General features: G+C 67.7%; 12 protein-coding genes, 1 other RNA gene and 1 pseudogene. 9 read left to right on the forward strand and 5 right to left on the reverse strand.

Annotated elements, in window-relative coordinates; translation table 11 throughout:
- Positions 1-36 precede the first annotated feature (36 nt).
- The 7 genes and pseudogenes from rnpB (at position 37) to BJ981_RS30255 (ending at position 8,452) form a co-directional block, all read left to right on the forward strand.
- An RNA gene (gene rnpB / locus BJ981_RS30225) (RNase P RNA component class A) lies at positions 37-425 on the forward strand.
- A gap of 148 nt (positions 426-573) precedes the next feature.
- Positions 574-1,733 (forward strand): annotated as a pseudogene (locus BJ981_RS30230) (IS630 family transposase).
- Between the two features lie 51 nt (positions 1,734-1,784).
- Positions 1,785-2,645, forward strand: a complete 861-nt coding sequence (vph, locus tag BJ981_RS30235) for a viomycin phosphotransferase (protein ID WP_184616824.1) — start codon at positions 1,785-1,787, stop codon at positions 2,643-2,645.
- Positions 2,646-3,191: 546 nt separating this feature from the next.
- Positions 3,192-3,656 carry an NUDIX hydrolase gene (locus tag BJ981_RS30240; RefSeq protein WP_184617663.1) on the forward strand — a complete coding sequence of 155 codons (465 nt, stop codon included), beginning with the start codon at positions 3,192-3,194 and terminating at the stop codon, positions 3,654-3,656.
- Between the two features lie 1,345 nt (positions 3,657-5,001).
- Entirely contained in the window at positions 5,002-5,529 is a 528-nt protein-coding gene (locus BJ981_RS30245) for an Imm21 family immunity protein (RefSeq protein ID WP_184616825.1), read from the forward strand.
- A 77-nt stretch (positions 5,530-5,606) separates the two neighbouring features.
- Positions 5,607-6,260 carry a uracil-DNA glycosylase family protein gene (locus BJ981_RS30250; RefSeq protein WP_184616826.1) on the forward strand — a complete coding sequence of 218 codons (654 nt, stop codon included), beginning with the start codon at positions 5,607-5,609 and terminating at the stop codon, positions 6,258-6,260.
- A gap of 1,220 nt (positions 6,261-7,480) precedes the next feature.
- Entirely contained in the window at positions 7,481-8,452 is a 972-nt protein-coding gene (locus BJ981_RS30255; protein WP_512700931.1) for an SNIPE associated domain-containing protein, read from the forward strand.
- Between the two features lie 298 nt (positions 8,453-8,750).
- Here the strand turns inward: BJ981_RS30255 and BJ981_RS30260 are convergent, their stop codons facing one another.
- A complete protein-coding gene (locus BJ981_RS30260; protein ID WP_184616828.1) occupies positions 8,751-9,188 on the reverse strand; it encodes a DUF6463 family protein in 438 nt (145 codons plus the stop codon).
- A gap of 120 nt (positions 9,189-9,308) precedes the next feature.
- Between BJ981_RS30260 and BJ981_RS30265 the strand changes: the two genes are divergently transcribed.
- Complete coding sequence (locus BJ981_RS30265; RefSeq protein ID WP_184616829.1) at positions 9,309-9,881, forward strand: TetR/AcrR family transcriptional regulator; 573 nt, start codon at positions 9,309-9,311, stop codon at positions 9,879-9,881.
- Positions 9,882-10,942: 1,061 nt separating this feature from the next.
- Here the strand turns inward: BJ981_RS30265 and BJ981_RS30270 are convergent.
- From BJ981_RS30270 to BJ981_RS30280, 3 genes are all read right to left on the reverse strand, one after another.
- Complete coding sequence (locus BJ981_RS30270) at positions 10,943-11,152, reverse strand: hypothetical protein (RefSeq protein WP_184616830.1); 210 nt, start codon at positions 11,150-11,152, stop codon at positions 10,943-10,945.
- A gap of 193 nt (positions 11,153-11,345) precedes the next feature.
- A complete protein-coding gene (locus BJ981_RS30275) occupies positions 11,346-13,808 on the reverse strand; it encodes an ABC transporter permease (protein WP_184616831.1) in 2,463 nt (820 codons plus the stop codon).
- Positions 13,802-14,539: an ABC transporter ATP-binding protein gene (locus BJ981_RS30280; RefSeq protein WP_184616832.1), complete on the reverse strand. Its 738-nt coding sequence runs from the start codon at positions 14,537-14,539 to the stop codon at positions 13,802-13,804. The genes BJ981_RS30275 and BJ981_RS30280 overlap by 7 nt, the downstream gene beginning before the upstream one ends.
- Before the next feature lie 263 nt (positions 14,540-14,802).
- Here BJ981_RS30280 and BJ981_RS30285 point away from each other — a divergent pair, with 263 nt between their 5' ends.
- Complete coding sequence (locus tag BJ981_RS30285) at positions 14,803-15,399, forward strand: YbhB/YbcL family Raf kinase inhibitor-like protein (RefSeq protein WP_204070294.1); 597 nt, start codon at positions 14,803-14,805, stop codon at positions 15,397-15,399.
- Between the two features lie 78 nt (positions 15,400-15,477).
- Here BJ981_RS30285 and BJ981_RS30290 read toward each other — a convergent pair whose 3' ends face one another.
- Complete coding sequence (locus BJ981_RS30290; RefSeq protein WP_204070293.1) at positions 15,478-15,891, reverse strand: acyl-CoA thioesterase; 414 nt, start codon at positions 15,889-15,891, stop codon at positions 15,478-15,480.
- Between the last annotated feature and the right edge of the window lie 2 nt (positions 15,892-15,893).

The following is a 15,893-nucleotide window of genomic DNA, read 5'->3' on the forward strand; positions in this document are numbered from 1 at the left end:
CCCTGGCCCATCGGCTAAACTTGCCCGGATAGCGGACGAGTCGGCCGGGCGACCGCGTCAGGGCTTACGCCCTGCCGAGGAAGGTCCGGGCTCCACAGGGCAGGGTGGTCGGTAACGCCGACCCGGGGTGACCCGCGGGACAGTGCCACAGAAAACAGACCGCCTCCCCTCGCGGGAGGTAAGGGTGAAACGGTGGTGTAAGAGACCACCAGCGCCCACGGTGACGTGGGCGGCTCGGTAAACCCCACCCGGAGCAAGGTCAAGAAGGGACCCTCCCCGGAGGGCCCCGCGCGCGGCGTTCGAGGGTGACCCGCCCAAGCCGCGCGGGTAGACCGCTTGAGGCCGCCGGCAACGACGGCCCTAGATGGATGGTCGCCCCTTTGCACCGCAAAGGACAGAACCCGGCCTACAGGCCGACTCGCCCGCTCTCACACTTCCCGCCAGGGGCGGAGTGTCCCCACACCATGATCAGGGCATTCTCAGGGCACGAGTTGCCCGCAGATCCCGCAGACGCCTAGTGCTATGACCGGAAACGATCACCGGGTTGGCGTGTAGGACGCTGCTGCCAGTTGGATGGTGCTGATCACGTTCGATCAGCGCTCGGGAGGCAGAGTGACGCAACTGGTCAAGGTCCGCAGACTCACCGACCAGGAAGGGCAGAAGCTGCAGCGGATCGTGCGGCGTGGCACGATGAGCACGGTCCGGTATCGGCGGGCGATGATCCTGCTGGCCTCGGCCGGCGGCAACACCGTGCCGGTGATCGCCTGCCTGGTGCAGGCGATGAGGACACCGTGCGCGATGTGATTCATCGTTTCAACGAGATCGGGCTGGCCTGCCTGGACCCTCAGTGGGCGGGAGGCCGTCCCCGCCTGCTGAGTCCTGACGACGAAGCCTTCGTCGCGCAGACGGCCGCCACCCGCCCGAACAAGCTCGGCCAGCCCTTCACCCGCCGGTCCATCCGCAAGCTCCTGCACTGTCTGCACCGTCTGCCCGGCCGTGCTCTCACCCTGGGCCGGGGGGCGTTACGCACCCTGCTGGCCCGTCATGGCATCACCTTCCAGCGCACCAAGACGTGGAAGGAGTCCCCGGACCCGGACTTCGACGCCAAGCTGGATGAGATCGAGTACGCCCTGACGCAGCGGCCCGAGCGCACCTTCGCCTTCGACGAGTTCGGCCCCTTGGGCATCCGCCCGACCGCCGGTTCGGGCTGGGCACCGGCGGGCGAGCCGGACCGGCTGCCGGCCACCTACCGCCGCACCCAGGGCGTCACCTACTTCCACGGCTGCTACTGCGTCGGGGATGACCTGCTGTGGGGCGTCAACCGGGCCCGCAAGGGCATCGACCACACCTGGGCCGCGCTGAAATCGATCCGCGCCGCCAGCCCGGACGGCGCCCCGATCTACGTGATCGGCGACAACCTGTCGGCCCACAAGAACTGGCGCATCCGCGCCTGGGCGAAGAAGCGCAAGGTCAGGCTGCTGTTCACCCCGACCTACGCCTCCTGGGCCAACCCGATCGAGGCGCACTTCGGCCCCTTGCGCCAGTTCACCCTGGCCAACTCCGGCCATCCCAGCCACACCGTCCAGACCCGGGTCCTGCACGCCTGCCTGCGCTGGCGCAACGTCCACGCCCGCCACCCCGACGTGCTGACCGCCCAACGCCGCGAACGCGCCCGCGTCCGAAGTGAGAAGGGCATCCGCTGGGGCGGCCGACCGCTGGCGCCCGCAGCGTGACCCCCCACCCGGTAATACCGCCACGTTGAAGAAAAGGACAGTTCGCACCCCATGCAGATCCTGCAGACGAATCGCACTCTGCTGAGCCGGCTGCTGCCGGGCAGCGAACCGGAACATCTCACCGTCCGTCAAGGGCAATTCCATCAAGTGGTGATCGGCTCAGACCGTGTCGTGTGCCTGCCTCGCACCGAGGCCGCGGCCGCCCGGCTACCGCACAGGGCCGCCGTCTTGCGCCTGCTCGCCGGGTTCGATCTCGGCTTCCGCACGCCTCAGCCACTGCTGGAGGGCAGCGCTCAGGGCACAGACAAGCTGCCGTTCCTGGTCCTCGGCCGCGTTCCCGGAGCCCCGTTGGAAGCCGATGCACTCGAAGATCCCCAGCTCGCCGAGGCCGCGGCGGCGCAGTACGTCACGCTGCTAACCGAGTTGGCCCGGATCGGCCCTGAGGAGAAGGTGCGGGCGGCCCTGCCGGCACCACAAGATCGGTGGCGGCAGTTCGCAGCGGGCGTCCGCGCCGAGTTGTTCGGGCTCATGTCCTATGGCGGACGCCAACGAGCCGAGCGAGAGCTCACGGCGCTCGACAGCCTTCCCCACATCACCGCAGCGGTGGTGCACGGTGACCTCGGTGCCGAGAACGTCCTATGGGAGTGCCATGACGGACTGCCAGTGCTCAGCGGGGTGATCGATTGGGATGAGGTAACGATCGGTGATCCCGCCGAGGACCTTGCGGCCGTCGACGCCAGCTACGGCAGCGACTTCTTGAATCGGGTACTTACGCTGGGTGGCTGGTCGGACAGCACGATCGCCACCCGCATCGCCGTCATCCGCACAACCTTCGCCCTGCAGCAGGCCCTATCGGCGCACCGTGACGGTGACGAAGAACAACTGGCCGACGGGCTGACCGGCTACCGCTGAATTCACTCCCACCATGGTCGTCGTCTACCCCCAACACTGGTGTTGACGGACCGGCAAGCGATCCCTGAAAACGTGTCAGGCTATCGGCCTCTCCAACGACACCCATGTCTACAACCCAGTGATCGTTTCCGGTCACGGCACTAGTGAACCGCTCTGGTTCACCGCCCCAACCGAATCGGTTGAAGTGGGAGCTACAAGCTGCCCCGTAGCGCCATGGTAGGCCCGATGGCAGTGGTGTTAGGCGCCATGAAGGCGTAACGTCGAGTCGAATGCTTGTTCGAGCATATGGTTGCCGATGTTCCGCGTCGGGAAGTGTCCAGTTTGGCCGTATCTCCACGGCGTGGGAAACATCAGTGGCCACATCTGACGCATCAGGCTCAAATGATGACGAGGTAGGGAGTGGAGTGACATGAAGGATGAAAAGAGGCAGAGTTTCTGAACCTCACCGAAGCCCAACATGTCCTCGAAGTGGACCGCATTGCCTACACCGCCGAGGGTATAGCCGCAGAGACGGTCATCAACGTCTTCCCAAGCCGGCAAGCGCGTTTGTCCTACGAAAGGACAGGCAGGTTAGGAGGCCCACCGACGGTAGAGCTACCCCGGCACTCGGTCAGTGTTACCGCGGTCGTCCTCCATTCAGATGGACGTGTGCTCGCGATCCAGCGTGAAGACGACGGGCGTTGGGTACCTCCAGGTGGCGTTGTCGAGCTGGACGAAACACCGGACCATGCGGGGATCCGTGAAGTCCTGGAAGAGACCGGCATCCAGATCGAGCCGGACGTTCTCACGGGCGTCTACAAGAACATGGTTCTCGGTGTGGTCTCCCTGACCTATCAATGTCACCCGATCAGCGGTGAGCCCCGCCCTAGTGATGAAGCACTCCAATCCGCATGGCTCACCCTCGACGAGGTGAAAGATCGGATGCCCGAAGCCAGAGCCATTCGCGTTTTCGACGCACTTCGAAGTGACAGCCCGTTCGTCCGCGTCCATGACGGTTCGCGACTGTTGTAGTCGCATCCCCGAGAGCCGACCTGTTACCAGTTTCCCTACGTCTTCAAGGCGGATCCCCGCCGAGAAGGGGATGCCAGGTACGGCGGGAAGAGGGCGAGCGGGCAGCGTGGGGTGCCGATCCCAAGGCGCCAGGAGGGGCGGGGAGGGGTGTGGGCGCTGCGCATCCCTGAAAGCCTGTCACGGCCCGCATGTCCACACAGAACTGCCCGAAGCTCCATTCAGGGTTCGGGGGCCGCGCTCGCCCGCCGGCCGCTGCGGCTCTTCGGCCGGTCGGCCGGCAGCGGCGCGCCCCGCGCCGCAAGCGACGCGGAGGGTGACCGAGGCTGCCGAATTGCTCGGTGCCGATGGGGATCTCTCCCAAAGGTGGAGGGGACAGGGCGGACACGCGGAGCTGCGCCAGCGCCCAAGACCACATCACCACTCCGATAGCACACCAGACGCCGAGGCGAAGACGGAGAAGGGTGAGGGGAAGGCGGGGAGAGGGAGCGTGGGGGTGCGCTCAAAGTCCCCGGCCCGGACGCCAGGCGGACGGGCACGCGCTGCGGGGTGGTGGCACTGGCGGGGGCTTGCCCCCGCGGGAGGGTGGCGGGTCAGACGGGGCTGAGGTCTCGGTGCCTCCGGCGGGAGCGCTCAGGCTCAGGGATGATCACCGCGCGACGGTGCGGGCCGTGAGTGGCTGAGGTGGCCCTGGTCGTCCCGTCTGCCATCGACCCCGGGCAAGCCCAGCAGCCCGGCTCCTCCAGGTCAAGCCCAGCTGTGACCGCAGGACAAGCCAGCGCGCGTGGAAGGTCACCGGGACCATGTACACGCAAAGCTGGGCATGACCCTCCGTCCCCGGCCCGCTGCCCTACGGGTGGGTCGAAGGCAGACGGGAAGATCGGGACAGAGGCGACCTGTGGGTCCGACCAGCGGAATGATGCCGTGAATGTCATTTCGGGGCTTCAGCGTCCACGCTCTTGGCTGCGACGGTCATGCTTGAGCGCCAGTCGAACTGCGCCGTACACAACGAGAAACAGAACGATCACGGGGATCACGAACGTGATCAACTCGGGCATGCCTAAACCGCCCATCTCGTTCCCTTCGCGGTGGAGGAAAGAGCCTATCGGGGAGAGTCTGCCCGGCTCCAGGGCACGTCTAGGGCACACGAGCCCGGAAACCACTGCAAAGCGATGACAGCCAAGGGAAGCCATAACGGCACCTCAAGGCCGTGAAGACAGCACCGCCCCAGGTTAGCGCTGCCTTGCCGTCAGATCTACGACATTTGATTCCCTCTGAGGAAGCGCAGGGTAGGGGCATCGTGTGATCATGGCCGAGTAGCAAGATTCCTTTTTCTGCGGATTTACCGATGAAAGCGAGGCCATCAGTGCTTCACACCTGGGTTCGGAGCGCGGGAGGGCCGCTGATCGCCGTCCCTGAGTCTGAGCTGAACAACTGGGCTGGTGTGGACGACAACGACGGCCCCGTAGAGACGTGGGGTGACTACGGTCGCGCTTGTGCTGTTGAGGGCTACATCGGCCTTGTTGTCGTTGGTGCGCAGCGCGCCCTTGTCCTCGGTGACGAGCCGGCCATGACGACTTTCCTGGCGACCGAGCGTCTCTTCGTGCGCTGGGCCGGCGCTGACTCCGAAACCGAGCTGATCGCGGCGGCCAGGCGAACCCTGGCAGGTGAACCAGATTGGGACGATGACGAGGACCTGATCTGGGAAGCGCGAGAGTCGGTCGTGCTCTTCGACTCCGCGATCCCCGGTGCTGAGTCGGAACCCGACGATCGGCTCGTCATCGATCTCGATCCTGGGAGGTACAGGGTCCGGGCCACCTATACGAAGGACGAGGACAACTGGATGATCCTCGTCCACCTCCAGCCGACGACCTGAGTGCTGGGTACACTCCGCGCTGGTGCAATTCCGTACGGGTCGAGCGGTCAAGTGTCAGAGGGGCCGTCCCAGACTTCGTGGAAGCCGATGCCGTGCATCTCCTTCAGGACCCTGCTGCTCAACTGAAGATCTACTTCGTCCCGTTCGACTGGGTGAACGCCAATGCCCGTGTAATGCTTGTCGGCCTCACACCGGACCGCCAGCAGATGCATCTGGCTGTGCGGACCGCCGTCCGGGCCTTGCGAAGCGGTAGGACCCTCGACGAGGCGCTCAAGGAAGCGGATGAGACGGGAAGCTTCGCTGGTGTCATGCGTACCAACATGATCTCGATGTTGGACGGGATCGGACTCCATGACGCGCTTGGACTTGACAGCACAGCCGGGCTGTTCGCATACCGCTCCGATCTCCTCGCGAGCACATCGGCCATCTGCCACGCCGTATTCGTTCAGGGAGCGAACTACTCAGGATCTCCTGCGGTTGATCGACACCCTGTGCTTACCGCGTTCGCTCGTCAGGTCCTTGACAAGAATCTCGAAATGGTCCCTGATGCCCTCGTGATCCCCTTGGGCAAGGCGGCGAGTATGGCTGTCGGGCTCACAGCCGTCTCGCGAGAGCGAGTTCTCTCCGGTTTCCCGCGTCCCTCTGGGGCCAATGGGCATCGGGCGCGTCTGTACGCTGAAAGGCGCGACGAGATGGCTCAGAGAATCCGCGAATTGGCGAGGTTCTTCTGATCAGAAAACTGGAAGGTCGAACAAATTCGCGGCATCGTCCAGCGCTCATGCGAAACAGGGTCGCTCTCATCCTTACCTAGTGGGTTCGCTGCAGGCGAGCCGTTCCAGGAAGTCGACTTCGCTGATGACCTCGATGTCGCGACCTTTGGCGAGGAGCTCTTCAGCCTTCTTGCTCTTACCGCTTCGATTGTCGCCTGGCCGGAGCCTGGCGGGATCCTGCGTGTCGAAATTAGCCTCCAACGAAACGGCGAGGCTTGCTGGAGGCTACTAAGGATGACGCCTCGCGGGGGGCTTTGGTTCACAAGCAGAGTGAATCGGAGCGTGTATGGGGCGCGGGCGACGGAAACTTACGGGTCGCCGATTTATGAAATATGTCGCATAAGTCATTAATGTCCATATTAGGTATGTTTGGGGTCTGGTGGCTGCTTGGCTATGGCCAATGCGCGCGCCGCAAGTCAACGCGACGTGTGCGCTACACACCCGGTCCACGGTTTGGCCGCGAAACGGGTCCCGAGAAGAGGATGGATCGGGAAGTAGTCCCAGATGGCCGAGAAACATGGCGCGGCACACCCAGGTCTACGAGAGGAGCTGAGAACGGCAGGGGGCGAAGGCACAGGTGGATGTCCGGCTGCTCAGGTGACATTCTTTTAGATCGCTGCGGGCGTTGTAAACCGATCAGCTCAGGTGGCTGTCCTCCTATGGCATGTGGTGTGAGGATCGCACGGTCAAGGAGGGCCCCCACGATGGAGTACCGGTTCAACTCGCCTCCCGGATGGCCGGTTCCGCCCGCGGGCTGGCGGCCTCCGCAGGGGTGGCAGCCGGATCCGTCGTGGCCGCCGGCGCCGCCCGGCTGGCAGTTCTGGGTGCCCGTACAGGCACCGCCCCTCCTTGCTCCTGCTCATCAGGCGCCGCCCTCCGTTCCAGCCCCGGTGCCTGTGTTGCCGGAGCGAAGCGGCGGAGGGTTGTTCAGCGGGAAGAAGAAGCTGGAAGCGGAGAACACCGAGCTGCGCGCGTGGATCGAGCGGCTGGGTGGGATGGACGCCATGCGCGTCGCCGCGTTGACCGAGGAGCTGCGTGCCGAGCGGGGGCGGTTGCGGGAGGCCGTCGCGGACGCCGCGCGGCGGCTGCACGAGGTCGAGCGGCGGGTCGTGCAGACCGAGGAGACCGTGCTGTTGCAGGAGGCAGGGGTCTATGACTATCGGCACCCGCTGAGTGACGCGGTGGCGTACAAGGAGCGGCTGGCGGAGGTCAAGGCTCGGATCAAGGCGATGGCCAGGGAGAACAAGGCGGTGCTGGGCTCCACGGGCTGGCAGGTCAACGGGTCGGCGGCCGAAGGGCGTCGGATGGTGCGCGACTTCTCCAAGCTGATGCTGCGCGCCTACAACGCCGAGGCCGACAACTGTGTGCGCACGATGCGTCCGTACAAGCTGCAGTCGGCCGTCGACCGGTTGGAGAAGGCCGTGGAGATGATCGTCAAGCTCGGTAAGACGATGGACATCCACGTCAGCGGTGACTACCACCGGCTGAGGGTCTACGAGCTGGAGTTGACCGCCGATTATCTGGCCAAGCAGGAGGAGGAGAAGGAGCGCACCCGTGCCGAGCGGGAGCAGCAGCGTGAGGAGGAGGCCGCGCGCCGGGAGTTCGAGCGGGAGAAGGTCCGGCTGCGCAAGGAGGAGGCTCACTACAAGGCGGCGCTGGCCAAGCTGATCGCCAAGGGGGACGAGGGCGGGGCGGAGGAGCTGAAGGCGAAGCTGGAGGAGATCGGCGCGGCGGTCATTGACGTGGAGGCGCGTGAGGCCAATGTCCGGGCCGGGTATGTGTACGTGATCTCCAACGTCGGCGCGTTCGGTGAGGACGTCGTCAAGATCGGCATGACCCGCCGTCTGGAGCCGGAGGACCGGGTGCGGGAGCTGGGGGATGCCTCGGTGCCGTTCAGGTTCGACACGCATGCGCTGATCTTCAGTGATGACGCGGTCGGGCTTGAGGGACGGTTGCACGCCGCGTTGAACGACCGGCGGGTCAACAGGGTCAACCTCCGCCGGGAGTTCTTCCGCGCCACGCCCGCGGAGGTCAGGGCTCTGCTCCAGCAGATCGCGGGCCAGCATCTGCTGGAGTACCGGGACGTTCCCGAGGCGCTGGAGTGGCGGCAGTCGGTTCACGTGGTGGTGGGGGAGGGGGAGGGACGCGTCTGACGACATGGCCCCCGGGGGGCACATCGAGGGCACATGGTGTTGGAAGACGGTAGAGGGCAGTGGCAGAGGACGGCAGTGTTCTCGCAGGTCAGAGAGTAGATCCCTGAGGGAGTCGCAGGTCAGGGGCGGGTGGAATTGGCACCCGCCTACAGGCCGACTCGCCCGCTTCTTACGTCTCTGGGCAGGGGACTCATTGACCCCTACCTAGCCAGAGTCAGCACCGTCACTCTCGGAAGACCGTTCGAGATGGGCACTCCCTCAGCGAGAGCCGTACTGGCGAAGGAGCGCGGGGGCGGGGTCAGGTTCGGTCAGCGCCGGGCCGGTTCGCGCTGCGTGCCGCCAGGATGATGAGCACCCCGGAGGCGGTCAGGGCGAAGAACGGGGACGGCACGAGCAGGACGCCTCCTACCGCGCCCCACGCCGCCAGGGCCCAGCCGATTCGCGCCGGCAGGGCCGTGCCGCGTCCAGCGAGGTGCCATATCAGGCAGCCCAGGAGGATCAGGGGCACGGAGAAGCACCCCGGACCGCCCCAGAAGGCGGCCTTGCTCTGAAGGGACTCCACCGCCTGCACGGCGCCCTCTTTCGTGGGTAAGAGCGGGACGGTCGCCCACAGGCCCCGCTCCGCCCAGCCGGTGATCTGCTGCCGGGTGAGGAGCGACGCCAGCGCCAGGTGCCCTGTTCCCAGCACCACCATGATCCCGCTCGCCCAGTGGAGCAGCCGCTTCGCAGAGTTCATCGCGCCTTTCCCCCTTAATGCCGCGCCTGTGCACGCTCTCCTCTGTTTCTATGTCAGCCAGCACAGGTTATATCGATTGGCACTCGCTCTGCCATCTGGCATACCTGGTTTGATGGTCGCATGGCCACGCGACGTATCCAGAGGACCGAGGAGAGCCGCCGGCTGCTGGTGACGGCGGCCACCGAGCTCTTCGCCGAGAAGGGGTACCGGCGGACGAGCTTCATCGACATCGCCGAGAAGGCCGGAATCAGCCGCGGCTCCATCCCCTGGCACTTCGGCGGCAAATCGGGTCTGCTGGAAGCGGTGCTCGACGAGCAGATGCAGGCCCTGCTGACCGCCTTTCCCGCGCCTGTGGGAGAAGGCCATGGTGATGCGCTGGAGCAGGTCATCGGTTTCATCCGCCTGCCCGCCACGCGCCTGTTCATCACTCTGCTCGCCGAGGCCGTGGAGGTCGGCTCGCCGATCCGCGAGCACCACGCGCGGCTCCACGCGGCGCTACGCCGGGAGGTACAGTCCCGGCTACCGGCGTGGGCGCTTCCCCCGGGAGCCACCCCGGAGGCGTTCACGGCCCTGCTGGTGGGAGCCGTCATCGGCGTCCACGCCCAGTGGCGGGTCGCTCCCGAGGCCGTGGACCTCGAGGCCGTCCAGGCCACGATCCGCGCCCTGCTGCCGGTGGAACCGGGCCAGGCCTGAGGCCGCGCCGCGGCGTCGCCGGCGCGTGCGATCCTGACCTGTGTCCTGAGCGTGGATCCGAGACGGCACCCGGACTCACCCCACCGTGCCCGGCCGCCGGACCGGCCGAGCATGGCGGGCATCACATCGCAGGGAACCCTGAAGTCAGGGGCAGCTGGAACTGGACTGGGCGCGTACGTCCCCCAAGCTGCGGCCTTCCACCTTGACGTAGACGGGCGAATCCTTCCCTATACGGTTATAGGTCTCCGTCCACACTTTTCCCCACCAGTTCGTGAACTGGATCTTATAGCACCAGTAGGCGTCCACCCGGATGACGTCCCAGTCTTCTCCGGAGGGCGTGGTCGCACCCGGGCTGAGGTATTTAGTGTCACCTCCCGCGCACCCGGTACTGGAGGTGCCGGTCGTACCATGATTGCATGTCCAGTCGCGCAGTACCGTGAGCCCGGCAGCGCTGCCGTTGTGGACGGTGGAACAGCAGGGACTGACGGCATAAGCGTCGTCGGCCGGTAATGCGGCGGTAAGCGTTGTCGCGATGAGTGCGACGGAGGCGCCTACGGCTAGCCTCGATGTCCACTTTTTCATGATGGAGCACCTCTTTTCTGCGTCCGATGTCGGTGTGTCCAGCCTGGCGTTCCCTGCACGAGGGGGCAACAGGGTGGGCCGCCTCTGGGACGGTGAGATGAGATACCCCTTCTGACCTGCGCGGTCATCGTCTCGTGGGACGGCGGGCGTAACCCGTCAATGACAGATCTGCTCGGCGGGGCGGCCGAGCAGAGTCGTACGGGCCGGCGCCAGGGTCGCCGCGTAGGGCGGTACCTATCCGGGAACTCGACGAAAGAAGTTCGGGCTTACTTGGTCGGCGCCCTTATATGTCTCCTTCTGGAAGTCGCGGTCCTCGGGGCCATCTTTTCCCTGAGATTCATGCTCGCTGGAAAGCGAGGTGACACTTCCGCCGCGGCTGATCCGGTGGATTTTCCTGCTCTTTGTGAACTTCGCTGCCGCCTTAGCGCCGAGCTGAGCCCGGCGACTGTCTCTGCGCAAGGAATTCTTGTCTCTGTTGATCAAGAATTGCGATTTGTGATCCGGCGAGCGTTGTGACCGCGGGCGTCGTGGTAGTCGTAGTTGTAGACGGTGACGCCGCATCGGACGGCCAAGAGCCGGGCACGGTCGACTTCCCGGCCCATTGACCACCCGCCGATCCACAACGCGCGCCGCAACGTGCCGAAGGGATCCCGGACTTCACTGTCCGTATGGGAGTCACGGCCGGTCATCTGGTGTCCTTTCCGCGGCGTACGTCGGGTCGGCCCGCCCACTCCGGTATCCCTGATCGATGGTGGGGATCCACAGTCGGCCGAGCTGGGCCGTTCACGTGGCATCGGCTTTTCTGATCATCGGAATGTCGGTCGTCTTCTCAGCGGTGCGCGGGGTGCGTCCGGGGGCGAGAGCGCATCGGGATGTGGGGGTTCAGCTGCGGATTTGGTCGGCGGGGCGACCTAGGAGGGTTTTGTGGGTCGGGGTCAGGGTTGCCATGTAGGCCAGGGTCATCGTGGCCAGGGCCATCAGGACGTAGGTGAGGGTGGGGATGTGGGGGAGTGGGGAGCCGGTCAGACCGTAGCTGAGGGCCATCAGGGTCGGGGTGGTGATCAGGGTGCCGGTGGCGACGGCGAGGGCGCCGATCAGGAGGGCCTCCCAGCGGACCATGGCGCGTACCTGGCGGCGGGTGCCGCCGACCAGGCGGAGGAGGGCGAACTCGCGTACTCGGGCGCCGGTGGCCGTGACCAGCGTGTTCACCACGGAGATGACGATGAAGACGATGATCATCCCGAGTAGCAGGCGGTTGACCCAGTCGCTGAGCTCCTGCGTCGTGTCGACCGCCGCGCGGGCGGCGGCCCGGTCCAGGACGGTCAGGCCGGGGGCCAGCGCGGCGAGTCGTTCCCTGGTGCCGCCCGTGACGTACACCTGGGCGGCCATCCCGGCCGCCGAGTGGTCGCGGGCCCGCGCGTACGGCAGGGCCACGTCGCCGTAGCCGAGGCCGCGCTCGTAGAGGGCCACGACGGTCAGCGTGACCGGGGTGCCGTCGCCCATGAGGAGCCGGACCTTGTCGCCGACCGAGGCGCCGAAGCCGCCCGCGGCGAGCGTGCTGAGCGCGACCCCGTTCCCGCGGAGCCGGTCCAGCGAGCCGGAGGTGACGCCGAGGTCGATGCCGCGGACGGGGACGGTGAGGCCGATCGCCGCCATGGGCTTGAGCGTGCGCGACCCCAGTTCGGTCGTGTCGCCGATCACCTTGGTGCGGATGGTCTCGGTCACTCCGGTGACGCCGGGCAGTTCGCGGGCGGCACGGGCGACCTCGGGGGGCAGGCCGGGCCCGGCCGCCTGCAGGATGTGGTCGGCACGGTTGCCCTCCAGAGCCTGCCGGGCGGTGGCGTGCGCGATGGTGGACTGGGAGAACAGGGTGGTCGCGGCGAAGGCGAACATCAGGATGAGCGGGCCCGCGACGGACGCCAGGCGCTTGGCCGCCGTCCGGGTGTTGGCCACGGCCAGGTAGCCGCCCACCGGTGAGGTGCGCCCGATCACCCCGCCCGCCAGGCGCGCGGCGAGCCGCACGAGCCAGGGGCCGAGCAGGGCGGCGGCGGTGATGAGCAGGAGCACGATGGCGCCGGCGGTGGCCGCGGCCGTCTCACCGGCCATGAACATGGCCATGGCGGAGGCGGACAGGCCGAGGGCGAGGAAGACGAGACCGGCGATCATCCGGCCGCGGCCGAGTTCCCGGCGTTCCGCGGCGGCCTCGCCCAGCGCCTCGGTGGGCTTGATACGGGCGGCGCGCCGCACGGCGCCGCGGGCGGCGAGCCAGGCCGTGGCCAGCCCGACCACGGCGGCGACCAGGAGCGGAAGGGGGCCGATCGCGGGCGTGAATCCCGGCGGCAGCATGCCGCGGGCGACGAACTGGTCGAACAGCCACCGGCCCAGCGCGACGCCGAGCGGCAGTCCCGGCACGAGGGCCGCGACCCCGATGACCAGAGACTCCTGACCGATCATGGCGCGGATCTGCCGGGGCGTCGCCCCGATCGCCCGCAGCAGGGCGATCTCCCGGTCCCGCTGCCGGACGGCGAGCCCGAACGCGCTCGCCACCACCAGCCCCGCGACCATGAGGATGACGCCGCCGAGGCTGCCGCCGATGGCGATGAGCATCTCGCGGCCCTCCCGCGCGGTGACGTCCTCGGCCATCCCGCGCCGGTCGCCGGCGTAGACGGTCACCGTGTCGCCGAGCGCCCGCTCGACCCGCTGTGCCAGCTCTTCGCCCGCGCCGAAGACGCCGAACGCGAGCACCTTGCCGGGGCGGGCGAACAGCTCGGCGGCGCGCCCGGGGGTGAAGAAGACCGACGCCTGCCCGTCCACGCCGGGCCCGGCGGTGCCGGTCACGGTGTACTCGCGCAGGCCGTCCCGGCCGGCGACGCGGACCTTCTGCCCGACCTCACGGCCCAGCGTGACGTCCGTGACGATCTCGTGCGGCGTGGCGGGCGCGCGGCCCTCCTTCAGGGTGTACGGCGTGAGCGCCGCCGACTCCCAGGACCGCCCGGTCACAGGCTTGCGCGTCCCGGTCAGGCCGACCGGGAAGCCGACCTCGGGCACGACCTTGGTGACGCCGGGCACCTTGGCGATCTCGCGCGCGAGCGCGGCGGGGAGCGGGACCGGCTCGGTGAGAGGCACGCCCATGGGGTCTTCTTCGATGGGGAGGGAGACCTGCTCCACGCCGGCCACCACGACCGGGGCGGCGCCGTACCGTTCGGCGGGGACGCGGGCGCGCAGGCCGCTCTCCATGAGCAGCCCGCACGCGGCGACCAGGGCCACCGCGAACAGCAGCGCGACGAACGAACCGGCCAGCGAGGCCGTGCGGCCGCGCGAGGCGGCGAAGGCGAGCCTCAGCACGCGACGGCCCTCCGGCTGCCGAGCGCGGTCACGCGCTGGGCGATGGTCTCGGGTCCCGCGGCGTACACGTCGTCCACCAGCGCGCCTTCGGCCAGGAACAGCACACGGTCGGCGTAGGAGGCGGCCACCGGGTCGTGGGTCACCATCACCACGGTCTGGCCCGTGGCGTCCACCACCTGGCGCAGCAGGGTGAGCACCTCGGCGGCGGTCTGGGTGTCGAGCGCGCCGGTCGGCTCGTCGGCGAAGACGACCTCGGGCCTGGTCACCAGCGCGCGGGCGATCGCCACCCGCTGCTGCTGCCCGCCGGACAGCTCCGACGGCCGGTGCCGCGTGCGCCCGCCGAGCCCGACCCGCCCGATCACCTCGTCCAGCCAGGCGTGGTCGGGCCGCGTGCCGGCGAGCCGGAACGGCAGCAGGACGTTCTCGGTCACGCTGAGCGCGGGGATCAGGTTGAACGCCTGGAACACGAAACCCGCCTTGTCCCGGCGCAGCTCGGTGAGCTGGGTCTCGTTCATCCGGGACAGCTCGGTGCCGCCGATGTGGACGGTGCCCGACGTGGGGGTGTCCAGCCCGGCCGCGCAGTGCAGCAACGTGCTCTTGCCGGACCCCGACGGCCCCATGATGGCGGTGAAGTCGCCGCGGGGCAGGTCGACCGTGACGCCGCGCAGGGCGTGCACCCCCTTGCCGTACGTCTTCGTCACCGCGTTGAGGCGTACCGCGTGCGTCGCCATTTACCGTTCCTCGTTTCCAGCGGGTCTCTCGTCAAGGCCACCCTCACGGTAGGGATCCGGGTGTTCCGGGCACGAGCCCGCGGGCTGGACAGCGATGGTAGGGCTGGCTGTACCACCGGTGGTGGGGACGGGCATAGGACGTGGGGATGACAAGCTGCGTGGTGGTCCGGGCGGAGCGTGATTTCTACACTGTGGCCACGCGCCATGTAATGCCCGTAGTCAGGACGGAGTGCCAGGATCCCGGCCATCCCTAGGAGCCCCCTGTGACCATCAAGCGAGCCGTGTCGCACGCCCTGCTCGTCACGTGCGCCTTCGGCCTTTCCCTGACCATCGCCACCCCCTCGGCCGCCGGGGCCGCGTCGTCGGGCCGCGCCGCGTTCACGGTGACGAGCGCCGCCTTCACCGAGGGCGGCCTGATCCCGAAGGTGCACGAATGCACCAGCAGCGGCACCGGCGACCCGCGTCAGAAGAACGAGTCGCCGCCGCTGGCGTGGAGCGGCGCGCCCGCGGGCGCGCAGAGCTACGCCCTCGTCATGCGCGACCTGGACAACAACAACCTCATCCACTGGGTCATCTACGACATCCCGCCGGGCGTGACGTCCCTGCCGCAGAACGTCGACCACGCCTACCGGCCGTCGGTGCCCGCGGGATCCCGGCAGATCTACTACCGCGGGAGCGCGAGCCTGTACGGCTACCAGGGGCCGTGCTCGCCGAGGACGGTGAACACCTACGAGTTCGTCGTCCACGCGCTCAACCGGGCCACCCTGTCGGAGCTGACCTCCTCGTCCTCGACGACCACCGCGGCCCGCGTGATCACCGCCGCCTCGATCGGCTCGGCGAGGATCACCGGCGAGTCGTGAGCGGGGACGTCACATCTGCGCGCGGTTGTGGCCGGCCCCTGTGTCCCGCCGGGGCCGGCCACAACCGGTGACGGCCGGTCAGGTGACCAGGACCGCGGCCGCCTCGCGCGTCTCGTCGGTGAACGGCGTGGGGCGCAGGGTGGCGGGGTCGAGGTTGACGTTCACCCGGCGGCCTTCGGCGTGCACCGTCTCGCCGTCGGGTGACAGGACGCGGAAGCCGTACACGCCGCTGGTGGTGCCCATGTGCTCGATCCAGAACTGGACCAGCGGCTCGCCCACGCCCATGATCGGCACGTGGTAGGTGATCTGGAACTCGCGGACCGCGAGGAAGACGTCCTTGAACCGGGAGCGGGCGGGGTCGAAGTGCCAGCCGAGCTCGGCCCAGAAGGCGCTGATCGCCCGCTCCACCAGTACGCCGTAGCGGGCGTTGTGCAGCAGGCCCATGGCGTCGAGGTCGTCGAAGTGGACCTGGACGGGACGGGTGTGGGACACGG

Source organism: Sphaerisporangium krabiense, from assembly GCF_014200435.1.
Taxonomy (GTDB): domain Bacteria; phylum Actinomycetota; class Actinomycetes; order Streptosporangiales; family Streptosporangiaceae; genus Sphaerisporangium; species Sphaerisporangium krabiense.

Excerpts from the sequence above, each read along its gene's own strand:
- BJ981_RS30270 (WP_184616830.1), bottom strand. The coding sequence starts at position 11,152 with ATGACCGGCCGTGACTCCCATACGGACAGTGAAGTCCGGGATCCCTTC.
- vph (WP_184616824.1), top strand. The coding sequence starts at position 1,785 with ATGCAGATCCTGCAGACGAATCGCACTCTGCTGAGCCGGCTGCTGCCG.
- BJ981_RS30245 (WP_184616825.1), top strand. The coding sequence starts at position 5,002 with ATGAAAGCGAGGCCATCAGTGCTTCACACCTGGGTTCGGAGCGCGGGA.
- BJ981_RS30265 (WP_184616829.1), top strand. The coding sequence starts at position 9,309 with ATGGCCACGCGACGTATCCAGAGGACCGAGGAGAGCCGCCGGCTGCTG.
- BJ981_RS30260 (WP_184616828.1), bottom strand. The coding sequence starts at position 9,188 with ATGAACTCTGCGAAGCGGCTGCTCCACTGGGCGAGCGGGATCATGGTG.
- BJ981_RS30280 (WP_184616832.1), bottom strand. The coding sequence starts at position 14,539 with ATGGCGACGCACGCGGTACGCCTCAACGCGGTGACGAAGACGTACGGC.